Annotated in this window: 17 protein-coding genes; 3 read left to right on the top strand and 14 right to left on the bottom strand. The window is 42.4% G+C overall.

Going from position 1 to position 21,624, the window contains the following annotated elements; genetic code table 11:
- Nucleotides 1–4: 4 nt before the first annotated feature.
- The 3 genes from LH29_RS08550 to LH29_RS08540 all read right to left on the bottom strand — a co-directional run bounded on the left by LH29_RS08550 (nucleotide 5) and on the right by LH29_RS08540 (nucleotide 3,272).
- A complete protein-coding gene (locus LH29_RS08550) occupies nucleotides 5–532 on the bottom strand; it encodes a DedA family protein (RefSeq protein ID WP_045027741.1) in 528 nt (175 codons plus the stop codon).
- 218 nt (nucleotides 533–750) lie between these two features.
- Complete coding sequence (locus LH29_RS08545) at nucleotides 751–2,028, bottom strand: vWA domain-containing protein (RefSeq protein ID WP_045027738.1); 1,278 nt, start codon at nucleotides 2,026–2,028, stop codon at nucleotides 751–753.
- A 245-nt stretch (nucleotides 2,029–2,273) separates the two neighbouring features.
- The gene (locus tag LH29_RS08540) at nucleotides 2,274–3,272 is read right to left on the bottom strand and encodes an AlbA family DNA-binding domain-containing protein (protein WP_045027736.1); all 999 of its coding nucleotides are present in this window, start codon (nucleotides 3,270–3,272) and stop codon (nucleotides 2,274–2,276) included.
- 757 nt (nucleotides 3,273–4,029) lie between these two features.
- Here LH29_RS08540 and LH29_RS08535 point away from each other — a divergent pair.
- Complete coding sequence (locus tag LH29_RS08535; RefSeq protein ID WP_045027733.1) at nucleotides 4,030–4,782, top strand: DUF6261 family protein; 753 nt, start codon at nucleotides 4,030–4,032, stop codon at nucleotides 4,780–4,782.
- A gap of 468 nt (nucleotides 4,783–5,250) precedes the next feature.
- Here the strand turns inward: LH29_RS08535 and glmS are convergent, their stop codons facing one another.
- The 4 genes from glmS to LH29_RS08515 all read right to left on the bottom strand — a co-directional run bounded on the left by glmS (nucleotide 5,251) and on the right by LH29_RS08515 (nucleotide 10,854).
- A complete protein-coding gene (gene glmS, locus LH29_RS08530) occupies nucleotides 5,251–7,089 on the bottom strand; it encodes a glutamine--fructose-6-phosphate transaminase (isomerizing) (RefSeq protein WP_045027730.1) in 1,839 nt (612 codons plus the stop codon).
- A gap of 17 nt (nucleotides 7,090–7,106) precedes the next feature.
- Nucleotides 7,107–9,140, bottom strand: coding sequence for a DUF4954 family protein (locus tag LH29_RS08525; RefSeq protein ID WP_045027728.1), 2,034 nt, complete (start codon nucleotides 9,138–9,140; stop codon nucleotides 7,107–7,109).
- A gap of 185 nt (nucleotides 9,141–9,325) precedes the next feature.
- The gene (locus LH29_RS08520; RefSeq protein ID WP_045027725.1) at nucleotides 9,326–10,315 is read right to left on the bottom strand and encodes a PAS domain S-box protein; all 990 of its coding nucleotides are present in this window, start codon (nucleotides 10,313–10,315) and stop codon (nucleotides 9,326–9,328) included.
- Between the two features lie 65 nt (nucleotides 10,316–10,380).
- Nucleotides 10,381–10,854, bottom strand: coding sequence for a nucleoside deaminase (locus tag LH29_RS08515; protein ID WP_045027722.1), 474 nt, complete (start codon nucleotides 10,852–10,854; stop codon nucleotides 10,381–10,383).
- A gap of 98 nt (nucleotides 10,855–10,952) precedes the next feature.
- Between LH29_RS08515 and LH29_RS08510 the strand changes: the two genes are divergently transcribed.
- Together LH29_RS08510 and LH29_RS08505 are read left to right on the top strand one after the other, a co-directional pair.
- The gene (locus LH29_RS08510) at nucleotides 10,953–11,195 is read left to right on the top strand and encodes a CopG family transcriptional regulator (protein ID WP_045027719.1); all 243 of its coding nucleotides are present in this window, start codon (nucleotides 10,953–10,955) and stop codon (nucleotides 11,193–11,195) included.
- A complete protein-coding gene (locus LH29_RS08505) occupies nucleotides 11,182–11,514 on the top strand; it encodes a type II toxin-antitoxin system PemK/MazF family toxin (RefSeq protein WP_045027717.1) in 333 nt (110 codons plus the stop codon). The genes LH29_RS08510 and LH29_RS08505 overlap by 14 nt, the downstream gene beginning before the upstream one ends.
- Nucleotides 11,515–11,587: 73 nt before the next feature.
- On the opposite strand, the gene LH29_RS08500 is transcribed toward LH29_RS08505, so the two are convergent.
- From LH29_RS08500 to LH29_RS08470, 7 genes are all read right to left on the bottom strand, one after another.
- Nucleotides 11,588–12,889 (bottom strand): NAD(P)/FAD-dependent oxidoreductase, encoded by a 1,302-nt coding sequence (locus tag LH29_RS08500; RefSeq protein ID WP_045029043.1) that lies wholly within the window; start codon nucleotides 12,887–12,889, stop codon nucleotides 11,588–11,590.
- Nucleotides 12,890–13,021: 132 nt separating this feature from the next.
- Nucleotides 13,022–16,264, bottom strand: coding sequence for an FtsX-like permease family protein (locus LH29_RS08495; protein WP_045027714.1), 3,243 nt, complete (start codon nucleotides 16,262–16,264; stop codon nucleotides 13,022–13,024).
- A 43-nt stretch (nucleotides 16,265–16,307) separates the two neighbouring features.
- The gene (locus LH29_RS08490; protein ID WP_045027712.1) at nucleotides 16,308–16,985 is read right to left on the bottom strand and encodes an ABC transporter ATP-binding protein; all 678 of its coding nucleotides are present in this window, start codon (nucleotides 16,983–16,985) and stop codon (nucleotides 16,308–16,310) included.
- 38 nt (nucleotides 16,986–17,023) lie between these two features.
- The gene (locus LH29_RS08485) at nucleotides 17,024–17,350 is read right to left on the bottom strand and encodes a GIY-YIG nuclease family protein (RefSeq protein ID WP_045027709.1); all 327 of its coding nucleotides are present in this window, start codon (nucleotides 17,348–17,350) and stop codon (nucleotides 17,024–17,026) included.
- A 48-nt stretch (nucleotides 17,351–17,398) separates the two neighbouring features.
- Nucleotides 17,399–18,694, bottom strand: coding sequence for a glycosyltransferase family 4 protein (locus tag LH29_RS08480; protein WP_045027706.1), 1,296 nt, complete (start codon nucleotides 18,692–18,694; stop codon nucleotides 17,399–17,401).
- Nucleotides 18,695–18,732: 38 nt separating this feature from the next.
- A complete protein-coding gene (locus tag LH29_RS08475; RefSeq protein WP_045027703.1) occupies nucleotides 18,733–19,839 on the bottom strand; it encodes an outer membrane protein assembly factor BamB family protein in 1,107 nt (368 codons plus the stop codon).
- Nucleotides 19,840–20,017: 178 nt separating this feature from the next.
- The gene (locus LH29_RS08470) at nucleotides 20,018–21,571 is read right to left on the bottom strand and encodes an FAD-dependent oxidoreductase (RefSeq protein WP_045027700.1); all 1,554 of its coding nucleotides are present in this window, start codon (nucleotides 21,569–21,571) and stop codon (nucleotides 20,018–20,020) included.
- Nucleotides 21,572–21,624: the final 53 nt, after the last annotated feature.

The raw sequence follows: 21,624 nt of genomic DNA, 5'->3' as shown, positions 1-21,624 counted from the left end.
CTCCTCAACCTTTAAACACCAGGTAAATAACCACATATTTCAGCAAAAGTCCCAAAATACTCACCACCAAAAACCGTCGAAAATCGTAACGTAACATTCCGGCGGCCAATGCAATTACCGGCGACGATAAGGGAAACAGGTTGAATACAAAAATGGTGAGCATGCCAAAGCGTTTAATTTTTTGCTCCGCTTTTTCAATGCGCTTCTGCCCCATCAGTTCAATAATTTTGTTCGGACGCAATAAGCGGCCAATTAAATAATCGATAAACTGCGCCGTAACCGCTGTTAACATAGCAGTAGTAATCAGATCAACCCCCGGGTAATAGGGCAAATAATAGATAAATGCCAGCTCAACCGGCATGAGCAAAAAGAAAAGGTAACCGGCAAAATGAATAAGACCAAAGGAAAAGATATTCTCTGTTTTACCGGCATAGAGTTCGCGACCGATGGTGAAAGAGAACAGGCAAATAGCAACAACCGAAGCAAACAAGATAAAATAGAACTTTTTGGGTATTGCTATTTTGCCGTTCATTTGTAAACAGGATTATAAGTCAATAACTAATATGATAGTAAAGTTACGCAAATGTTCTGATGCTTCTAATTTTATCGACCACTGACTTAATACGGTCGTTAAGCAGCGAATTTTAACCGATAACTCTATCCTGTAAAAGAAAAACGCTAACGGATTCCGTTACATTGCAGCGAGAATCCATTAGCGTTTTTTATGCAAATACAATTATGAAATACGACTTAAGGCACGTACTCACTCACCAATCTCACCATCAGATCGTTTAGTTTTTCAAGCTCGAATTCACCAATTGTTGGTTCCAGGTGATCATTTCCAACACCACTGTCGTCGGTTATAAACACATACGTTCCGTTGGTCAATATGGCGAAAGAACGCATTAAATACTCCGTTGCCTTATCAATACCCGAAGCGGTAATGGGTACTATTTTAATTCCTTTATCGGCGGCTTTTATCAGGTTTGATTCCAGACTTGAAATTACGTCCTGCGTGTAGTGAGGCGGAGCATCCAGTAACAAAAACAGTATCCGGGCCGAGGCATCATTATTCCACGAACTCTGCGTAATGGCCACATCGAGTGCCGAATGCACAGCCTCAGGGAAATCGCCGCCACCATCGGCCGACTGTTCCGAAATAAAAGAAACCAGGCTGCTTTCGTCGCTGGTAAAACTGAATGGGCGCGTAACAAACTCATCACCCTCATCCCGGTAAAACACCGACCCGAAACGCATTTCCAGCGAAGGATTATTTTCTTTAATCCGTACAATTACATCATTTAACTCTGCTTTTAAATAGTTGATCTCATCGCTCATCGAGCCCGTTGCATCAACAGCAAAATATACATCTATTACTTTATTGTTTTCTACTGTTTTATCAAGATACACTGTATTTATTCCGTCGGCGTATTCCAGGGCATCGATAAGTTCTTCGGCGCCGTCAAACGCAACACGGGCCGTTAACCCGTCGAGATTCAAATCCGACCACAATGAAGCTTTCCCTTTATTATCGGTTTTGGTTTTCCAAACTTCCACCTCATCGGAAAAGAGACTGATTTCGGCATTGGCAACCGGCGATTCATTTTTATCGAACACCACAAAACTGTACCTTTTTATTTCTTTCAGGTTCCATTTATTTACATCCTCGTAATACTCCTGGTTGTTTAGCAGGTTATTCCAAAACTCCCAGTTATCGAGGTCGTTCCATTCGCCGGCAGTTAACACTCCCGGTTCGTATTGCCCGTTTGGATTTCCACCGCCCCAGTCGCCGGTGCTTGTCGGCGATCCGGTCCCGCTTGATCTTCCCGATCCATCAGCAGCAGCATATTCATAAGCACCATCGCCCGTACTTGGTTGTGGAGTTTCAGGATCGGTTACCTCGCCAAACAAGCTGGTTTTGCCGTCTGCCGTTTTCTTCGCGTTTGTATCGTCATCTCGCCAACAGCCCCACATAAGTATTACGGTGGCTATTAAAGTCAGTCTGATTATTCTGTTTAGTTGTTTCATAAGAAGTGTTTTAATTTAGAAGTGTTTCCCTTTAGATTGGTGTGACGGTGAAAAGGTTGCGTCGGAGCGAGTTAATTTCCTGTAGGTAGTATCGTCCAACCGGATATTAACGGTCACTTGCAAGTTGTCGTTGCGGATTTCGAAGAGCGTCAGTGTCCGGTAGGACATGACGGTCAAGAAAGGAGCAGAGACAACGCACACCACTACACCCGCAATGCAATTTGCAATTTGTTAGGCACCGTAATTTATTCATTATTTATCTCAAAACTTTGTTTTAATGCTCCATCAATAAAGTCATCACTTCGTAAAATCAAATCGACAATAATTGGAACATTATTCTTGTTTAACACTAATACCTCATTTTGAAGAATATCTTCTTCGAAGTCATTTTGTGCAATTTCGACAGCGGCTTTTTGATTAACTTTTTGAACACGACTAACACATAAACATGAGTCTTTGCGTTCGAAATGTAAAGCAAAAATGGAGTAGTCTACTAAAGGACTAAATGATATTGCAAAAGATGAATTAAACGTACTTTTGGCTTCCTGAATTATTTGTTTGTCTATATCAAATTTCTTCAATATTTGGTATTTGTTATGGTATGGGAAACGCGCCTCCAAGTCAAAACCAATTGATTTATTTGAATTATTTTCTATTTTAAATTCAACGCATCTATAACCCTTGTCTTGCATTATTGTATTTGAACAATCTTTAAGGTAAGGAGTGATTTTAATGTCTGATTTTCTATCTTTTAATTTAATTCGGTTAGAGTAAACTAATTCGAAATCCTTGCGAATCATTTTTCTGGAACTTGTTCCAACTCTAATAACTCCATCACCTGGTCTATACTCTATTTCATTTGTTATAGGGTTTTGTACATTCTTTTTAAAAAGATATGGTCTTTCGTTATTATTCTCAATTATGAAACAACCAAGCTTGTACCCATTATATTCAAATTGTGAATACTGGAAGTTAATTTGAGGCTCAATATTATTATCCAAAAATTGTTGATATTTGGCTTGGTCTGTCAATTCTGGAATTGAAATAAAACTATCTGCTAGTCCATCTTTTTCTATTACTCCAATAAAGATATATTTCTTTTCATCAGATGGATTGTTTGCCATCGCTGAAATATCTTTTAAAAACTCATTCTTGTTGAACACCTTTCCTAAAGGATATTCAGCCTGCTTAAAATCAATATTTGATGTTTCCGAAGAATAATCCAAAATTTCGTTTAAATCCATTGTTGAGTTTTTGTTTCATTATGGTGCCTAACGGTGGTGAAACATCACCAGGTAATGCTATTTTCATTATCTCAAAGCTAAAGGTAATGTTATTACTCTAAATCGGAGGTATAACAATACTTATTATGATTACTGTTTATTTTTATTGTAACCGGGCTTTAACCCCTATGCCTCACCACACGCGGTTTTCCGAAAACCATACATTCTCCGCACCCTTGTAACTCACTGATTACAGGCTTCCTGCAGCCGTGTAATTACCCGGCAAACTTTGTGGATGGCGTGTTGCAGCGCTGCAAATGGCAAAAAATTTTGTTTATACCCCTCCTGCAGCCGTGTAACATGCCTGCAAATTTGTTTAGACCCACCATGCAGCCGTGTAACTACGATTAATTTTTGTGAGACCCACCTCGCAGCATTGCAACAGGCAAAAAATTTTGTTTAGACCCCCTATGTAGTTTTGCAGCAAGGGTAAAATTTTCGTGAGACCGGGGCCGCACAGCTGCGAGAAGCCTGCTAAATATCTTTCTGGCACACCGCAATAGTGTTGAGAGGTAAATTCAGTGATGATTTGCATGTGGTTTAAATGCAGCACCGACAAAAATGCTGTGGAACATAATCTGAAGCATTGACTTTAGTAAACATTTGCTCTAATTTTATTGAACAAAAAATAAATCGCTCGATCAGCCAAACGCTTTTCACAAAAACAAAATTAAATAACCTTTAAAAACATAGTTTCTAATTCGTAACCCACATTATCATGAAAAAAATTTTAAATCTTTTTTTGTATAAACTCCGCAACGGAGAATACTTCCAGTTTATGAGCGACTTTAAAAGTTTGCTCGTGATACTTACCCCGGCCGCCATACATTCGGAAGCCGAATTTGCAGACTTCGATGCTGCCTTAACCAAGCTCGACGACGAATTGCGCGTTGATCAGGGCACAGTGTTAACCGAACAACTACAAAACTTAGATCAGGACAGAGATAATGTTTGGCGCGCTATCGATATGCGTATTAATGCTACTCTTTTGTGCACTATACCAGAAGAAGTGGAAGCGGCCAAAAGCCTGAGACGCTTGTTCGATTTATATGGCGATGTGCGAAGGGTAAGCTATAACGAAGAAACAGCAGGGCTTACCAACTTAGGTGGCGATTTAACGCAGCGCGAAAATGCTGGCTTTGTTGCCACTTGCGGACTTGGCACCTGGGTATCGCACCTTAACAACCTGAATGTAGCATTTAAAGCCAAACAAGACGAACGCGATACTGTGCTGGCCAACAAAAACAGCGGTAATGCCAAAGTGGTGCGTCTTGAAATCGATCCGCTGTATGAGCTAATGGTTGAGCGGGTAAATGCGTTGGTAAGTTTGAATATGCAAACGCCCCAAATTGAGAATTTCATTATCGAGCTGAACCAGAAAATAAAAACCTTAGAGAATACAATTGCTATTCGCGAAGGCCGTAAAGACAGTGGCGAGGAAGAAGAACCTCCAACACCCGAAGATGAATAAATAGTAATAATTATTATAAATTTTGTTTTAAAGGTTAGCAAAAGCATCCATCCTGCGGGTTGGGTGCTTTTTTCTGTGAAATACGATCAAAGAAGAACAGTTGTTTTTCGTCCAGAAGTTCGGTCGATCCTTGATCAGCTGTCTGATCCGGACGATTGCCCTCCGGTCATTTCAGCCCGGCGCTACACACCGGGTTATTCACATTCGCCGCTTTCAGCGCCAATATCCCGAGGGGATTAAATAGGATTAACCTCGGGTGAAAAAAAGATGGAATCCCCCGTAATCTCTTTATTGGTTGCTTTGAAACGCTCCGGCAGGGATTGAAGCGGCACCCTGTTGCAGGCAAGCGTGAAGTTTTTGTTAACGGATGGAGGCGGATGAAAGGAGCCCCCGTACCGTTTACAAAAACCACGCTTTGCCAAAAGAGGTAAAGCGGAAAGCCCGGCTGTCCGGCATTGTTATTACGCCCTACTCTACCGTTACCGATTTGGCCAGGTTGCGCGGCTGATCGACGTTGCAACCTTTTAGCAAAGCGATGTGATAGGCCATTAGCTGCAGCGGAATTACCGCCAGCAAGGGTGCCACCGCGGGGTGCGATTTTGGTATTTCGATGATATCGTTTACCATCTCTTTTAAGCCCTTGTCGCCCTCGGTTACAATGGCAATTACGTTTCCTTTGCGGGCTTTTACCTCCTGAATATTGCTGACCACTTTTTCGTAATAATCATCCTGAGGCGCCACCACCACAACCGGCAAATTATTATCGACCAGCGCAATTGGGCCGTGTTTCATTTCGCCGGCGGCATAACCTTCGGCGTGAATGTACGAGATCTCTTTTAGCTTTAAAGCCCCTTCGAGCGCCACCGGAAACAGGTAGCCGCGCCCGAGGTAAAGCGCATTTACGGCCTCGTGGTATTTTTCGGCAATGGCCTTTATTTTTTCTCCGTCGTTGAGAATGGCACGTCCTTTTTCAGGAATTTCGGCCAGCTCTTTTACCAGCATTGTATAGTCATCGCTGCTGATGGTTCCCTTGCGCTTAGCCAGTTTCAGAGCGATCATGGTAAGCACGGTTACCTGCGCGGTAAATGCTTTAGTTGAGGCCACACCAATTTCGACACCGGCATGGGTATATACACCGGCTTCGGTTTCGCGCGACAGGGTTGAGCCCACCACATTACAAATACCAAGCACGGTTGCTCCTTTTGATTTGGCCAGCTCCAAAGCCGCCAGTGTATCGGCCGTTTCGCCACTCTGACTGATGAGAATCACTACATCGTCGGACGACAACACCGGCTTCCGGTAACGAAACTCGGAGGCATATTCCACTTCAACCGAAACCTGTGCGTATTCCTCAAAGAGGTATTCGGCAATCAGCCCGGCATGCCACGATGTTCCGCAACCAATGATAACAATCCGCTTTGCCGCCTCGATTTTTGGGAAAACATTTAGTAAGCCACCAAGCACAATCTCGGAATAATCGTTTTGCAAACGTCCGCGAAAAGTTTCTTCAATTGTTTTTGGCTGCTCGTGAATTTCCTTGAGCATAAAATAATCGTAATCGCCTTTGTCCATCGCCCCGATTTCCATATCGATATTGCTGATCTTCAGCGAAACCGGGGTGTTCTGAACATTGCTTAAGGTAAAGCCATCTTTTTGCAGAATGGCAATATCTTCGTCGTTTAGGTAGATCACCTGGTTGGTATATTCGGCAATGGGCGAGGCATCGCTGGCAATAAAATATTCGCCGCTCCCTAGGCCAACCACCAGCGGGCTGCCTTTTCGAGCCACCACAATTTTCTCAGTTTCCTTTTTGCAAAGCACGGCAATTCCGTATGCACCCACCACTTTCGACAAGGCGAGCTGCACCGCCGCTTCCGACGACATTTCATCGTCCTGCAAATAAAAATACTCGATCAGGTTGGCCAACACCTCTGTGTCGGTGTCACTTTCAAAGGTGTAGCCATGTGTTTCCAGATCACGTTTCAGCTGCGCATAATTTTCGATAATACCGTTATGAACAATGGAAAAATGACCATTCATAGAAACATGCGGATGCGCGTTTTTATCGCTGGGTTCGCCATGTGTTGCCCAACGTGTATGCCCTATGCCAATGGTTCCGCCATCAGCTTTGCCGGCCACAAAGGCTTCGAGATCTGATACCTTGCCTTTCTTTTTATAGTTTTCGAGCGAACCGTTTAACAAGGCCACGCCCGCCGAATCATACCCACGGTATTCCAATCTTTTTAGTCCTCCGATTAGAATCGGGAAGGCCTTTTTATCTCCTATATATCCTACTATTCCACACATAATTTCTTGTTTGGGTTTTAAATATTGTTTTCAACTGTTTGCTTATCTACCCGCACCTGCATCATTTGCTCGATCACCCGGCTACCAAGCCGTTCCTTTTTCTCCATATGCTCTTTAATTTCTTTTACGGTATCATTATCTTCAAACTCGCCGCGCACTTCGGCAAAATCAAGTTCGCGTGCCCCGTCCTGCCCATCAACACCAAAACCGGTCATTTTACTCATCGAAAATTCTTTCCGGGCGTCTTCGTACAAAAAGCGATCGATTCCCAGCACGCTTTCTTTCCATTTCTTTACAATGTTTATCACATCAGACGCTTCAAACTCCGAAATACTTTTTCCATAAAAACTTTCGAGCACGTCTACTGTCCAGGTCCACTCGAAATTGTAGTAATTCTTATGCATAGTTGCCAATGCCGAGTTAACTTCTTCAAGCGACTGCACCGTGCCATTTTCTATTGATTGTAGCAATTGGTCAAGCGCCTCAAAAGGACAGATCATACCGGCCAGATCAACCCAATATCCTCTACCAAATTTCATGTCGGGTTGAAGAGCTTTTTGAATATCGGCTGCGGTTTTATACTCATTTCCGTTGAGACGGGTAATTAACGAGTTACCCAGAAATTTCCAGATTGCCATTTCATACAACTGGATTCCACGGTCGAGCGCACGTTTCTCGATCTTCATTCGATCGTAAGTATACGCCTCCACGTTATCGTCTGAGGATTTTTGGAGATCCATTAATCTCTGCCGCCCTTTAACCATTTTATCAATGGTGTACGGACTCAGCAAATTAAAATTAATCAGGTCGAGCAGGTTCGAATCGGTTCGTTTATCACGTTTTGGCCACTTTTGTGTATCGCGAATCGTCCCGATACTTTTCAGATTGATGGCAGGAACAAGAATACTTTCGTCCTTACTCTCAATCAGGTACGAGAACGGAAAATCAGTCGTATCACAATGTTTGTAGTGGCGCCCCATTACAAGCGAGAATGCTCCAATACGCGAAGGCCACAGCACATAGGAATCGCTGGTGGTTTTTGCACCGCGCTCCATAATTCCCTGGTGAATAGGCCCCAGCTTATACAGGTGGTTACTTTGGTTCGATCCACTTCCGGCATTTAAAAACGAGAACATTCCGGCAATCAGCAAAGTCGATTTATGATGCGTAACGGTGTATGGTCCGGCAAATATAGAACAGGCCTCGCCGTGAAATCCCTGAAAATTGGCAAAAAACAAGGAGTTTTCGGCCGAATAATGTTTATCGAGCACGCAGCCCTGACCAATAAAACATTTTGAAACCAGCGTGGCATCGGTGATTTTCGACCCTGAACTAATAATAAAGTTATCCATGATCACTCCTTCGCCAATCGTTACGGGTGCTTCGTAGTTACTATTAATACTTCCGTTGTGTAATTTTTTAGCCCCATCGATTATGGTAGCCGGTCCGGTTTTAACATTTAAAATGGTGTTACAATTCAGAATTTTCGAATCGGCTCCGATCACCCCCATTTCGCTACTAACATATTTGGTGTAGTCGGCAACCATTTTTTTAAGCGAACGCACCACCTCGGGCCGATGTCTGTATAAAGCCATCATGTAGGCAACATGTGTTGAGAGATAATCGTAAATCGGAATCTCGCGGCCTCCTCCTTCGTTTATTGCTTCAACCACTACACCATTTCCAAACGATGTTTCGCCATCAACAGCCAGTGTTGTGATGTTATGAATAACCACATTCTCTTCAATCCGGTAGTTGGCAATGTAACTTCTTACGTTGTGGATCAGTGCATTTTTTCCCACCTCGCAGTTGTGCAACCAGGCGTTGTAGATACCTGTTTTAAACGTAATACCACCTATCAGCTTTACTGATCCGGCGAAACTATCTAAACGTATACTACCTGAAAACTTGCAGTTCTCAATACAGTCAGGAATAAAATCGTGTGAGACTTTTACTAAACTCCAATCGGAAGACGAACACCCCTGATGAACGAGCTGCCCTATTTCCTCATCATATAACTTTCGGTAATTGTTTGCTGTGTTTTGTGTCATTACGGACTATTTTGAAAACCAAAGTTATTGTAAAAACAATATACCAAGTCGCACAACAACCTAACAACAACACAACACAAACAAACACTAACCTAACACTAAAATACAAATCCACTGTCTTAATGCGATTTATATAGTTATAAAACACTACATCAAAATATGACCAAATAAAATAATACCTAATACTACAATTGCCCGAGATAGTTCACCAGACGGATTTTTTCGTTTATGCCCAGTTTTTTCCGCAGTCGTACACGTGAGATTTCCACGCTTTTGGAAGTAATATTCAGCAAACCGGCAATTTCTTTGCTCGATAAGCCCAAACGAATGTAGGAACACAATTTTTTATCGTTGACCGAAACCACAGGATGTCTCTTTTGCAGGCGATCGAGAAAGCCCGGATGAATTTTATCCACCTGGTTTTCTACCATCGACCAATCAACCGGTTGAACCGCATTGGCCTCCAATAAATCTTTTAACTGCTGAACAAGCGTAACAGCTTTTTTCGATTTAGTTGCCTCATCCGACTGAAGGATGTGAACCGCTTTATTCAACAACTCATTTTTCTGCGACAGCTGCAATAAAAACGAAACCAGTTCTCGGTCTTTCATCTCCAGTTCGGTTTGCAGGCGCTGTTTGTTTCGGCTATCAAATTCTTTGGTGCGCTCCAATTCAGAAATGTGCCCCATGGCCTGTTTCAGTCGGCTAATATCTATTACAGATGCCCTAATTCCAAGATACTTGCCAATTTTATCGTATACACCACGCACATTCATCATAAACCACCGAAGTTGTTTGGTACGCGTAAGCACTCGAAATTCGAGGGTTTGGTTAACCAGTGTCTGACTTAAAGCTCCGGTTAAAAAGTTACTGTATTTCTCTTTGTCGGCATCGTAAATAAGCAAGGCTGCAATTCCGGGCGAAGCAATAATTTGATTTGCGGTATATCCTGTAAGATCGGAACACGAGGGCGAACAATATTTTATCTTGCCATTGGGTTCAAACCACAACTCCCAGGCAAAAGCAAACTCGGCAATCAACTGGTAAAACAAACGTTTCTCCCGCTCCTGCTCCTCCTGAAATTTAACATTCTCCAGTTCAAGTTTTAGCTTCGAAAGCTCTTGCTCCAGTTCTTCTGTTCGTTTGTTCTGATCCTGATTCTTTTCGCCGGTCATGCAATAAAAATAAGAAAAATATTGTCGAGTGGATTTTTACAAAGTTCTTCTAATGAAGTTCGCAGTTAATATTCCTTTTTATCCTCCTTTTTATTCCATGCGTCAAAAACCTCCCGGGCTTCATCGCGCATCATATTCTCAAACTGAATGTGGCGCCGACTCAGCTCCGTCTCCAGCTCATCGTAAATAAACTGATCGTCAAATTGTGCACTTGCCGCATCCTGTTTTGTTGCTCCAAAAACAACCTTATCGGGGCGCGCCCAGTAAATGGCGCCTAAACACATCGGGCAAGGCTCGCACGAGGTATAAATCGTACATCCTTCCAACTGAAAGGTATTTAAAACCTTACACGCTTCCCGTATCGCAACTACTTCGGCATGTGCAGTGGGGTCGTTTGATGAAGTTACCTGATTGTATCCTTTTCCGATGATTTTATTATCCTTTACCACTACGGCACCAAACGGGCCACCATGATTACCGTCCATCCCCTGTTGTGCAAGCGTAATTGCCGCCCGCATAAATATTTCTTGTTTATCCATGGTCTAACATTTATATCGTCACACAAAGATAACACTATTTACTGCTCTAATATATTTTTATTATATATTTGTATTTTACAAATATAAATCAGCAAGCAATGGCAACTTTCACCAGTACTTTACCCGACGATATTTTGCTACGTTTAAACGAAATGGCGCAAAAACTTTCGATGCCCAAGAATAAAATTATTGAGAAAGCACTGCAAATCTACCTTGATCAACTCAATCGTGCTGAATACATAAAATCGTACAAACAAGCAACGCAAGACGAAGACATACTAGAGATTGCTGAAGAAGGAATGGAAGATTATTTTAAACAACTGGGCAATGAAACAGCGTGAAATCTGGATTACCGATTTAAATCCGGTAAAAGGCAGCGAGCAAAGAGGAATGCGCCCGGTTGTTATTATTAGTGGCAATGTTTTAAACGACTACATGCCAATTGTAATTACATGTCCGCTAACTACAAAAATTAAAGGCTACAAAGGAAATATAGTATTGAAACCAAATTCAACAAACGGATTAACGGCAAAATCTGAAGTATTAACTTTTCATATACGCTCACTTTCAAAAGAACGACTGATCAAAAAGATTGGAGAAATTACTGAAAAACAACTGGAAGAACTAAAGACAGGTTTGACGGACATATTGAGGTATTAGCGGCCAAATTACAAGCGCTACATTCTCTTTAACATTTATCCCTCATCGCCTAATTCTTCATATAAAAACACACCTATTTCTGACGTTTTTGCCACTCAACACTTTTAGCAGAAGGCCGGATAATCAGACGAAGCGACTGGTCGTAAGTCATATAATTCCATAACCAGTTAATAAATATTACCAGTCGGTTTTTTACGCCCACTATCGACATTAAATGCACAAACATCCACACCAGCCAGGCAGGGAATCCGGCAAAACGCAAATGAGGCAGGTCAACCACTGCCCTGTTTCTTCCAACAGTTGCCATTGATCCCTTATCGCGATATTTAAACGGAACCAGATCCTTTTTCCTCTGCATCTTCTTCAGGTTTTCAGCCAGACAATTGGCCTGTTGCAATGCCACCTGTGCCACCTGAGGATGCCCTTGCGGATAAGCCTTTGTTTCCATGTAGGCAATATCGCCAATGGCAAAAATATTTTCGCAGCCATCAATCCGGTTATAAGCATCTACTTTTATACGATTTCCACGAACCACATTTTCTTTTTTAATTCCGGAGGGCATTTGTCCTTTTACGCCCGCCGCCCAAATAAGCGACCTCGTTTCAAGATTTTCCTGATCTTCCAGCTCAACCGTGTTTCCATCGTATTTTTCAACCTTGTGTTTCAGTTTTACTTCAACCCCCAGATTGGCAAGATAATCAAGAGCTTTTTTGCCCGCTACCTCCGTCATTCCTGCCAATAAATGAGTATTCGCTTCCACCAGCGTTATATTCATCAGGTTAAAATCAAGCTCGGGGTAATCTTTTGGCAAAACAAACTTTTTCATTTCTGCCAGCGCACCACAAACCTCCACGCCAGTCGGGCCACCGCCAACTACCACAATATTTAGCAGACGCCTAACTTCTTCCTCATCGCGAATGGTAACTGCTTTTTCAAAATTCTCGAGCAAAGTATTACGTAAAAACAAAGCTTCAGAAACCGATTTCATTGGAATACTGTTGGTTTCAAAACTTTCCATTCCAAAAAAATTGGTGGTGGCTCCGGTTGCAATTATCAGGTAATCGTACCAAACTGTGCCCAATGTTGTGTCAATCAACTTCTTTTCAGACATGATTCTTCTAACTTCGGCAATCCGAATAAATACATTCTCTGATTTCTGAAATACTTTTCGCAGCGGAAATGAAATTGAACTTGGCTCCAGCCCCGATGTTGCCACCTGGTAAAACAGCGGCTGAAACTGATGGTAGTTATTCCGATCAATCAGTACTACCTGAAAATTGTGTTTAAATAATTTACGGGCTAAACGCAATCCGGCAAAACCGGCTCCTATAATTACGACTCTCTTCTGAGCTGTCTCGGGTATATTTACTGGCATTTCTGTAACTTTTACCACTGCAACAAATGCTCATTCTGAAAGGTTTTAATGAAAAGTGCAATACAACAATTTGTTTACATTAAACGAAAAACCGATTATTTCCCAGCTCGAAATTGTAACTTTCCGCCCTAACTATTCTGTTTTAAGATCATTGATCAGCGATTTCTTTTGCAGCGAAAACCAGCTTAATCCGGTAATCCAAATCACTCCGTTCACAAGAATCAGCGCTAAAACAATTGCTACTGTTGAAAATGAAGCATCGGTATTGGTAGACAAAAATGCCGGTAAAGTTGCCACAACGGCTGTAACAAAACCAAGCAAAACGCCTGACACCAGCAGCAACAAATATTCATTTCTCAACAATTCAAATACGGAGTTTTTTGTAAATCCAATGGCCTGCATCAATGCAATTTCCCGCCGACGCTCTAAAATGGTTCGGGCCAGAATAACAGCCAGCCCAATGGTTCCGAGAATTAATCCCAAAGCACCAAGTGCCAGAAATATCGATAAATAGGTGTTGGTTACAGAATAAAACTCAACCAATCGTTTTGCCGCACTTTCCATTTCCCATCCATAATCACGGAATACCGATTGCAACTCGTCGCCGATCGCTACTTCATTTTCGGCATCACCATCCACCAAAAATATATTCGATCCTGAACTGCTTGGGTAGTTTTTTAGAAAATGTTTGTTCGAAATAATAACATAACCCTGAAAAACAGATGGTTTTGTTCCGGCGATCAGCTTCAACTTTAGGGTATCGCCCAGTTCATTCTGGTACAATAAAACATCACCCACTTTCATGCCGAGTCCCCACTGAATAACCGTTTGATCGGCTATGGCTGGAATAGTCCCATCGTCAAAATCCTTTTCCATACTTAGCCATGGATCAACTTCCAAACTTTTCATTTTTGCAGCAAAATCAAACCGGCCGGCCAGGTTTTCTGCATCAACACCGAGAATTGCAGGCTGTGCAATACGATTCAGGTTCAGGCAACTTGCATCGTCGCCATCCACTTTGCGGAACTGCACCACATCAAAGTCTTCGTAAATTCCTTCTTCTGCCCTCTTTGCCTCGTTGTTAATATCAAAAAGAACGGGCATAGTAGTTTCGGCAAAATACAAAAAGCCACCGGTGCCACTTGTTTGTTTGTTCGCGCCGGCTATCAAATCCATTTTGTACGAACCCGTTGAAATAACGATAAATGTTCCCAAAGCAAAAAGCGTAACAATGGTAGTCGACCGACTGATATTTCGGGTAAGATTTATGGCAGACAACTGACTAAACTGAAATTCGCGGGATTTTTTAGCTTCCCGATTTTGCAACAACTTTCTGAACAGCAATAACAATCCAAGCAACATTAATCCGCCAGACATAAAAAACATGGATGCATCGGCTTGTTTGGCAAACAATTGCATAACAAAAACTACAACCGACATTGCTAATGCTCCCCACAACACACCATTCAGCAGACGTGTTTTCAGGTGGCTTTCTTTAACCGCTATCTGCTTTTGCAATTCAACAGCTTTTTGTTTTTGAAAGCGACGTAATGAAATGGCAATGGCACCCAACGAAACCACCAAACTGATAACTAATCCGATTAGCAATGTAGATGGCAACAATTGAATTTCGAGCACATTGGTACGAACAATGTCGAACCACAACGAATTTAATATGCGGAAAACCAGCGTGGTATAAAAATAGGAAATCACCAATCCAACAACTCCTCCAAACAGCGAAACCACAAAACCTTCGTACAGGTAGAAACTTCGGATTTGTTTTTGCTGAAATCCAAGAGCGACAAGTAGCCCGATTTGTGTTGAACGGCTTTCAAGATTCAAACGGAAAAGCAATGCCGTTAGAATTATTGAAGCAACCAGGATAAAAAAGCTTAAACCAATGAACAGTCCGCTAAAATCGGTACCGTTTTGAGCAGCGTGCACTCCCTGTTCACGAATTGGTTCAACGATCATTCCCAAATCCGCCGGCGAAATAGCTGCAGCAAATTCCTTTTTATATGCATCCTCACTAAATGTTTCGGCGGGAAAGCGCACAGCCGTGTAGTCACCAAAACGATTGGACCACAACCGCAAAGCACTTTCTGTTGAAATAAAAGCCTTTGGTGTGCCTTTGTTGTCGTCCCAGTATTTTTCGTCTTTTTCGCGGATAGCATCCAAATTTATAGGTACACCGGCTTCCCATTCACGGCAATGACCGGCATCGGATAATCCAGGCAAATGAGGCACACGCGTTGGATCTGCCAATGGAGAATCCATTGGAACAATCTCCTTTAAAACAAAGGCTGCTTCCCTATTCACCAACTGGCGCAAAGGGCCAATCTCAAAATACTGCAAACGAATGGTATCTCCTATGTTCGCATTAAAATCATCTGCCGCCCAACGGTTCAAAATTATCTCATTTGGAGTCAGTTTTGGATCGTTCACCGATGACACAAATGAATAGGGAACCGAAGATTGATTATGGTCGATTGCGTTTACAAAGTAGGTCAAAATCATATCTGCGCCTGGCAAACTTCCAAGCAGATCCGAAATTTTTGGCTCCATAAAAACCCGCTCGGTAGAAATTTCCACCTCTCGTCCATTATCTAATTTCTTCAACGTTAATCCTGCATCAGCGGGCGTTAAACAGGTATTCACTACTTCAGAAACCACTTCTGTTTCCAGCTCTGTAGAAACCAGGATCTGGTTCGCCTTTCCTTCAAATTCCATTAATCGGTTGAGACGTTCAATCGACATAAAAATATTGTATGGTGCCGTCTGCGAGTTTTTCAAACTAAAACGCCCCAACTCCTCTTTGCCAACCACTTTTTTTATGGTTGCGCGTAAGGCCACACTTGTTTCTTCAGCCGATACAAAGGGAGCGTTCATAGGAATTAAACTGGCTTTCTTTATACGAACCAGGATATTATCGCCGGCACCTTTTTGCAGACGCTCTGCCAGGTTTTCACTTATGGCAATTTCGTTATTTTGTAATTCTGCAAAAAACGGTGTGTTTGCGATCTCCTCAAAATCGGTATTAACGCCAACCACCTGAACTTTATTCGCTCGTTCCAGACCACCATCAGCTACAGCCATTCCCTCCAATAAAAGCACCGAAGTAGCTTTCAGATCAGGATTTGCAGTTTCCATCTCCGCAGCCATTTCCTGACGAAAATAGCGCTCTTTTACCGCAACCAAATGCGTTGTTTCGCCCAAACGATAAAAGGTTGCCTGGGTTAAACTGTGCCTTACCGAATCGCCAATCACAAGCGAGCCGGTTAAAACCATCGTGCTGATAGCCACACCAATTGCCACCAACAAGTTGGCTTTAAAATAGTGAAGAAAAGATTTTATTATGTATTGAAATTTGGTCATAATCACCCCTCCCGGCTTTGCCGTACTCCCCTCAAAGGGGAGATTATTCTTTTTCCAGTTTACCGTTTCGTAGTAAATATTTTGTATCCATTTTTTGGGCTAACTCTGCTGAGTGAGTTACTGTAACCAGCGTTACGCCTTCCTCTTCACTGAGATGAACAAGCAGTTCAGAAAGTGCATTGGCATTGCCCTCATCCAATGCACCGGTTGGCTCATCGGCGAGAATCAACTCAGGTTTATTGATTAGCGCACGAACCACAGCAGTGCGTTGACACTCACCTCCCGACATTTCTGATGGTTTCTGATTACGCTGATCTGAAATACCAACCTTTTTAATAAGGTATTCTGCCCAGTCCTTTTGTTCCTTCGTAACTTTTCCCTGTGGTAAAAGCGGAAGCAACACATTTTCCCACAAACTCAACTGCGGCATTAAATGGTGCAATTGAAATACAAAACCGAGATTCTTGTTGCGAAAGGCTGCCAGTTGGGTTGAGTTAAACCCGGTAATGTTGGTACCGTTAAACATGACTTCACCGGAATCGGGTGTATCCAGTGCTCCCACCAAATTCAGCAAAGTTGTTTTACCTGATCCACTTGGTCCGATTATAGCCACTTTTTGTCCTTTCTCCAATTCAAGATCGAGCTCTTTTAATACCGGACGAAAGCTGTGAGCGCCGGATTTTCCGTAACCTTTTGAAATTTGTTTTAGTTGTAATAGCATAGTATTGTCACCCTGAGCGTAGTCGAAGGGTGTTGTATTTAGTTTGTGTTATTATCCTTAAAATTAGAAAAATGAGACACATTCCTGCAAGCAGAGTACTCTTTTAATTTCTTCCAGTTTTTCTCAATCAATGCTTCCTTTTTCTTTCTTGACCAACCTTTCAGTCTCTTTTCCCATTGCTCCGCAATTTGAAAATCATTATAGGTTTCATAAAAAACCAGTTTTACCGGTCTTCTTTTATAGGTATAACTATTTGCAGATATCCCCTTATTATGTTCCTCCAACCTTCGTTCTATATCATTCGTAACACCAACATAATAACTTTCGTCGCTGCATTTCACAATATATACATAGAATGTTTTCATATAAATATTTTAGGTTGAATTCATCCTTCGACTCCGCTCAGGATGACGTCACCCTGAGCGCAGTCGAAGGGTTTCGTACAGCTCAACAATCTCGGCTGCATGGTTATGTATATTAAAATTCTTTCCGGTTCCTTCGTATCCGGCCAGGCTCAGTTTTTCCAGTTTTTCAGGATCATTTAATAGTTCTGCCCAGCTTTCACTTAATTTTTCAGGTGTATTTGGCGAATAAATCAGTCCTCCACCAGAAACATCTACAATCTCAGGAAATGCTCCCAAAGCAGGCTGCACCACCGGAACTCCCGATGCCATTGCTTCAAGTAAATACATGCCGAATGCCTCGCCTATACGAACCGGGACAGAGATCATAGAAACCTGCTTAAAAAATTCGTGACGGGCAGCTCCTTCAAACTCTTCCACCACCTCAAATTGATGCAATAAACCAGCCTCTTTCAGCTTCTGTTTTTGCTCTTTAAAAAACTTTTTATCATCGCCGGTCAAACCTCCTGTGGCAATCAGTTTCACCTCCTCAAAGCCGGCTTTCTTTTTCAATTCGATAAAAGCATCCACCACAATATCGAAACCGTCTTTGTGGCACATTCTCGAAATATAACCAACATTTTTCGGCTTCTCCTTAACCGGGATGTATGGATAATCCTCCACATCAACTCCCAGATAAAATGTGTGCACCTTTTTACCGTCGAGGCGCATGCGTTTTTTCATCTCACCGGCAAAATAATTACTGACGGCAACCAACGCATCCACATCTTCGGCACGTTCATGCATTAAATCCCAAATTGGCTGCTGAAACTGTGGTTGCATGGCATCAACCCAAACATCCTCATCCTGAAGCGAACAAACCACCGGAACACCAACCTTTTCTTTCAAACGTTTGGCCAAACCAAGCAACAAAGCATTCGAAATATGGATAACATCGGGTTTGCAGTGCTCAGCAATCCAATCAACCATTTTTTCCAGCTCTTCCTTTTGCTCGCCCTGTTCGCCCAGTAACATCGAAATGGTCATATCTTCCAGTCCTTTTGCACGGGTTGAACCTGCCATAGAAGCAGCCATTTTCATCATGGGTTTTGAATTCAGCAGCTTATCGAACCAAGCCGGTGCTTTTCTGAAAAAAGGATAAACCTGCTTGAGATAAGTACTTATTGCCCCATAAAAAATCGGGATATCGGAGATGTCGTGTTCATCGGAAAAAAGCGGCAAATACATGGGGATTTTTACCACCTGATGATCCAGTTTTCGTAAGGCATCTACATATTTGCTGTCGCGCAGACAATTACCGCAATAAAAGCTGCCACCTGATCCGGGTATGATTTGAATTATATTCATGCGCTAAATATTTAGAAGCCGGAAGAATGAAAGGGCAATTATTCGCCAAAACAATAAATGTTGCCATCGTAAGCTCCAACAAAGAGCTTTCCGTTGGCAACCGCAGGATTACTAATGATCTGGCTTCCTATTTCATAAGTCCAAACAGGCTTTCCATCCGAAAGGTTCACAATGGCCAAATCGCCACGCACATTTGCCACAACTACCTTATTTTTAACAATTAGCGGAGAGGCTTCCACCTGTCGACCGGTGTTGTATTCCCAAAGTTTCTCTCCTGTATTTTTATTGAAACAGTATAAAAACTTGTTGTGATTGGCCGTTAATACTTTATCGCCTAACAAAGCCGGCGATGCAATAAACTGTAGGTTGGTTTTTTCGTCGGACCACTCCCAGGTTGTTTTATCATTTTTTATATCCACCTGAAAAAAGCGGCCATCGTAATCGCCCACATAAGCTTTATCGTTTTCAATGGTAACCGATCCGGCTACATATGTTGCCACATCAATTTTTTTCACCAGCTTACCTGTTGTTACGTCAACCACGTGAAGATAGCCGTCGCAGCCACCAAAAATGGCCTTTCCATTGGCACAGGCCGCTGCTCCGTTGATGAAATTATCAGACTCGTATTTCCATTTCAGCTCACCGGTTTTGGCGTCAACACAATGCAGGTAATAATCGTAACTGCCCATAAAAATATAGGTTGTTCCACCTTCTGTCCACCAGTTTGCCGAGCCTACGATCTGGTTTTCACATTCATAATCCCAGAGTTTTTCGCCATTATCGAGATTTAGTGCGAATAGCATACCATCCAAATTCCCAACGTATACCGTATTGTCAAGAATAAGTGCAGGCGCTTCAATCGAATTTTCGGTATTGAATTTCCACAACAATTCACCTGAAGTATCAATACAATAAACAATACCATCGGTAGAACCGATCACCACTTTATTGTTCGCTACTACCGGTGCTGATTTGATATTATCACCGGTTTCGAAAACCCATAATAGATCCGGAGCATCTGGCAGCATCGTTTTCGAAACTCCAGTAAGATGCTGCTCTCCGCGAAAAATGGGCCACGAATCGGAAGGCTGAGCAACAGCTCCAAAACTCAGTATTATAAAAAAAGTAACTATCCAATACTTCATAAATTTTTGATTTGCGAATATTGATTAACGAATTTCGATTGTAGATTTACTACTAAAATCGCTACTCAACACTCTTCGTTCTTTTTTGAACCACATAGACACATAAGGACACAATAGCGTTTTGCCTATTGCAATTTGCCAACTGCCGACTCAATCTCAAATCGTTAATCGACATTCTTCATTCATCATTCTTCAACGAAATCGCTCCGGTTGGACAACCGTCAGCAACTTTTCGTGCTGTTTCGGTCAATCCTAATTTCAGGTCTTCATTAAACGGAACGCCAATCTCCACATCAAAACCTCTGCCAATAAAAGTAAAACCAAACTTCTCCTTGTATTTCCCAGTGAGGCGCACACAAATTCCGCATTTAATACACTTTTGTGGTTCGTAAATCACCACATCATGATTGATCTCTTTTGTAATCTTTCGGCGTTCGCTGGTTTTAAAGCGTTTCTGATCTACCTGGTATTGGTCGGAATATTCACGCAGTTTACAATTATCTATAGCGCGGCAATCGCAATGCAAACACCGCTTTGCCTCAGCAATCGCTTCTTCCCTTGTAAAACCGGCATTCTTTCCTTGTTCCGGAATCTTCCGTTTACCTTCCACCGACTCTTTCAGGTATTCGGCAAACTCGTCGGCAACCATTTTTCCAAAACGCGAATTAAATAAACGCGGCTCACCTTTTATCTCCTGACCGGCCAAATACTGCATGACTGAAAAAGCCACTTCTTTACCTTGACCAACCGAACGAACTGCCAACCTTGATGAACGCAAAACATTGCCGATAGCAAAAACCTTTTCATCGGAAGTTTGATAAGTTGTTTTATCTGCGTCGATTCCTTTTGGATTGGCTTTTAAACCATACTTTTCTGAATCGTCAGTAATCGTACCCGATGCCAGAACTATAGCATCAAAATCCTTTTTCAACTGTTCAAACTCAGCTGCACCAATCGACTGTCCTCCACGAAATTCAACCCCGGTTTTTATAATCGCCTCAATTTCTTTATCCAATACATCCATTGGCAAAACTTCTTCACTCAATTCGGTGCGAAGCAGACCTCCGGCTTTTTCATTTTTATCAAACAGCGTTACATCTATTCCTTTTAGTTGCATGTAATAGGCCGCCGCTAATCCGGCCGGACCGGCACCAATTACAGCTACTTTTTTGCCTGTTTTTTCAACGTCCGGAGCTGTTGGTTCGAGGCCATTATCTCCCACTATTCGTTTCAATAAACAAATTGATACAGGTTCATCAACCGTTTTTCGATGGCAGGCACCTTCGCAGGGAGCCGGACAAATACGTCCTAACACAGCAGGCAAAGCAATGTCTTTTTTAACCACAGCCAGCGCTTCGTCAAATTTTCCGGCAGCAATCAACCGGTTCATTCGCGGAATATCCATGTGCGCCGGACAAGCTATCTGGCATGGCCCTTCACAATCGCCAACATGTTCGCTTAACAGCAATTCCAAGGCCGTTTTTCGCGATTCGGCGATCTCCTGATCATCAGTAATCACCTCCATCCCTTCCACTGCTTTTACCGAACAGGACGGGTAAAGCCTTCCGTTTTTGTGGTCTTTTACCATACAAAGCATGCAGGAAGTAAAGTGCTCCAGCTCGTCGTGCCAACACATATTCGGGATCTCAAATCCCTGCTGCTGCGCCGCTTTCATCACCGAAGTTCCTTGTTCAACCTCAACTACTTTGTTATTTATTTTTAGTTTAATCATTTGTTTCTGAATACTGGATACTCGTTTCTGTATACTGGATCACTTCAAATACT

It is taken from the genome of Draconibacterium sediminis (genome assembly GCF_000949475.1).
Classification (GTDB): domain Bacteria; phylum Bacteroidota; class Bacteroidia; order Bacteroidales; family Prolixibacteraceae; genus Draconibacterium; species Draconibacterium sediminis.
Note: the sequence above shows the minus strand (reverse complement) of the source record. Positions and strands in the feature narration are given on the sequence as shown.

What these genes read in the sequence shown, in the direction of transcription:
- LH29_RS08490 (WP_045027712.1), bottom strand. Translation starts at nt 16,985, where the DNA reads ATGCTATTACAACTAAAACAAATTTCAAAAGGTTACGGAAAATCCGGC.
- LH29_RS08505 (WP_045027717.1), top strand. Translation starts at nt 11,182, where the DNA reads ATGAAACAGCGTGAAATCTGGATTACCGATTTAAATCCGGTAAAAGGC.
- LH29_RS08525 (WP_045027728.1), bottom strand. Translation starts at nt 9,140, where the DNA reads ATGACACAAAACACAGCAAACAATTACCGAAAGTTATATGATGAGGAA.
- LH29_RS08540 (WP_045027736.1), bottom strand. Translation starts at nt 3,272, where the DNA reads ATGGATTTAAACGAAATTTTGGATTATTCTTCGGAAACATCAAATATT.
- LH29_RS08470 (WP_045027700.1), bottom strand. Translation starts at nt 21,571, where the DNA reads ATGATTAAACTAAAAATAAATAACAAAGTAGTTGAGGTTGAACAAGGA.
- LH29_RS08545 (WP_045027738.1), bottom strand. Translation starts at nt 2,028, where the DNA reads ATGAAACAACTAAACAGAATAATCAGACTGACTTTAATAGCCACCGTA.
- glmS (WP_045027730.1), bottom strand. Translation starts at nt 7,089, where the DNA reads ATGTGTGGAATAGTAGGATATATAGGAGATAAAAAGGCCTTCCCGATT.
- LH29_RS08495 (WP_045027714.1), bottom strand. Translation starts at nt 16,264, where the DNA reads ATGACCAAATTTCAATACATAATAAAATCTTTTCTTCACTATTTTAAA.
- LH29_RS08480 (WP_045027706.1), bottom strand. Translation starts at nt 18,694, where the DNA reads ATGAATATAATTCAAATCATACCCGGATCAGGTGGCAGCTTTTATTGC.
- LH29_RS08550 (WP_045027741.1), bottom strand. Translation starts at nt 532, where the DNA reads ATGAACGGCAAAATAGCAATACCCAAAAAGTTCTATTTTATCTTGTTT.
- LH29_RS08485 (WP_045027709.1), bottom strand. Translation starts at nt 17,350, where the DNA reads ATGAAAACATTCTATGTATATATTGTGAAATGCAGCGACGAAAGTTAT.
- LH29_RS08535 (WP_045027733.1), top strand. Translation starts at nt 4,030, where the DNA reads ATGAAAAAAATTTTAAATCTTTTTTTGTATAAACTCCGCAACGGAGAA.
- LH29_RS08500 (WP_045029043.1), bottom strand. Translation starts at nt 12,889, where the DNA reads ATGCCAGTAAATATACCCGAGACAGCTCAGAAGAGAGTCGTAATTATA.
- LH29_RS08510 (WP_045027719.1), top strand. Translation starts at nt 10,953, where the DNA reads ATGGCAACTTTCACCAGTACTTTACCCGACGATATTTTGCTACGTTTA.
- LH29_RS08475 (WP_045027703.1), bottom strand. Translation starts at nt 19,839, where the DNA reads ATGAAGTATTGGATAGTTACTTTTTTTATAATACTGAGTTTTGGAGCT.
- LH29_RS08520 (WP_045027725.1), bottom strand. Translation starts at nt 10,315, where the DNA reads ATGACCGGCGAAAAGAATCAGGATCAGAACAAACGAACAGAAGAACTG.
- LH29_RS08515 (WP_045027722.1), bottom strand. Translation starts at nt 10,854, where the DNA reads ATGGATAAACAAGAAATATTTATGCGGGCGGCAATTACGCTTGCACAA.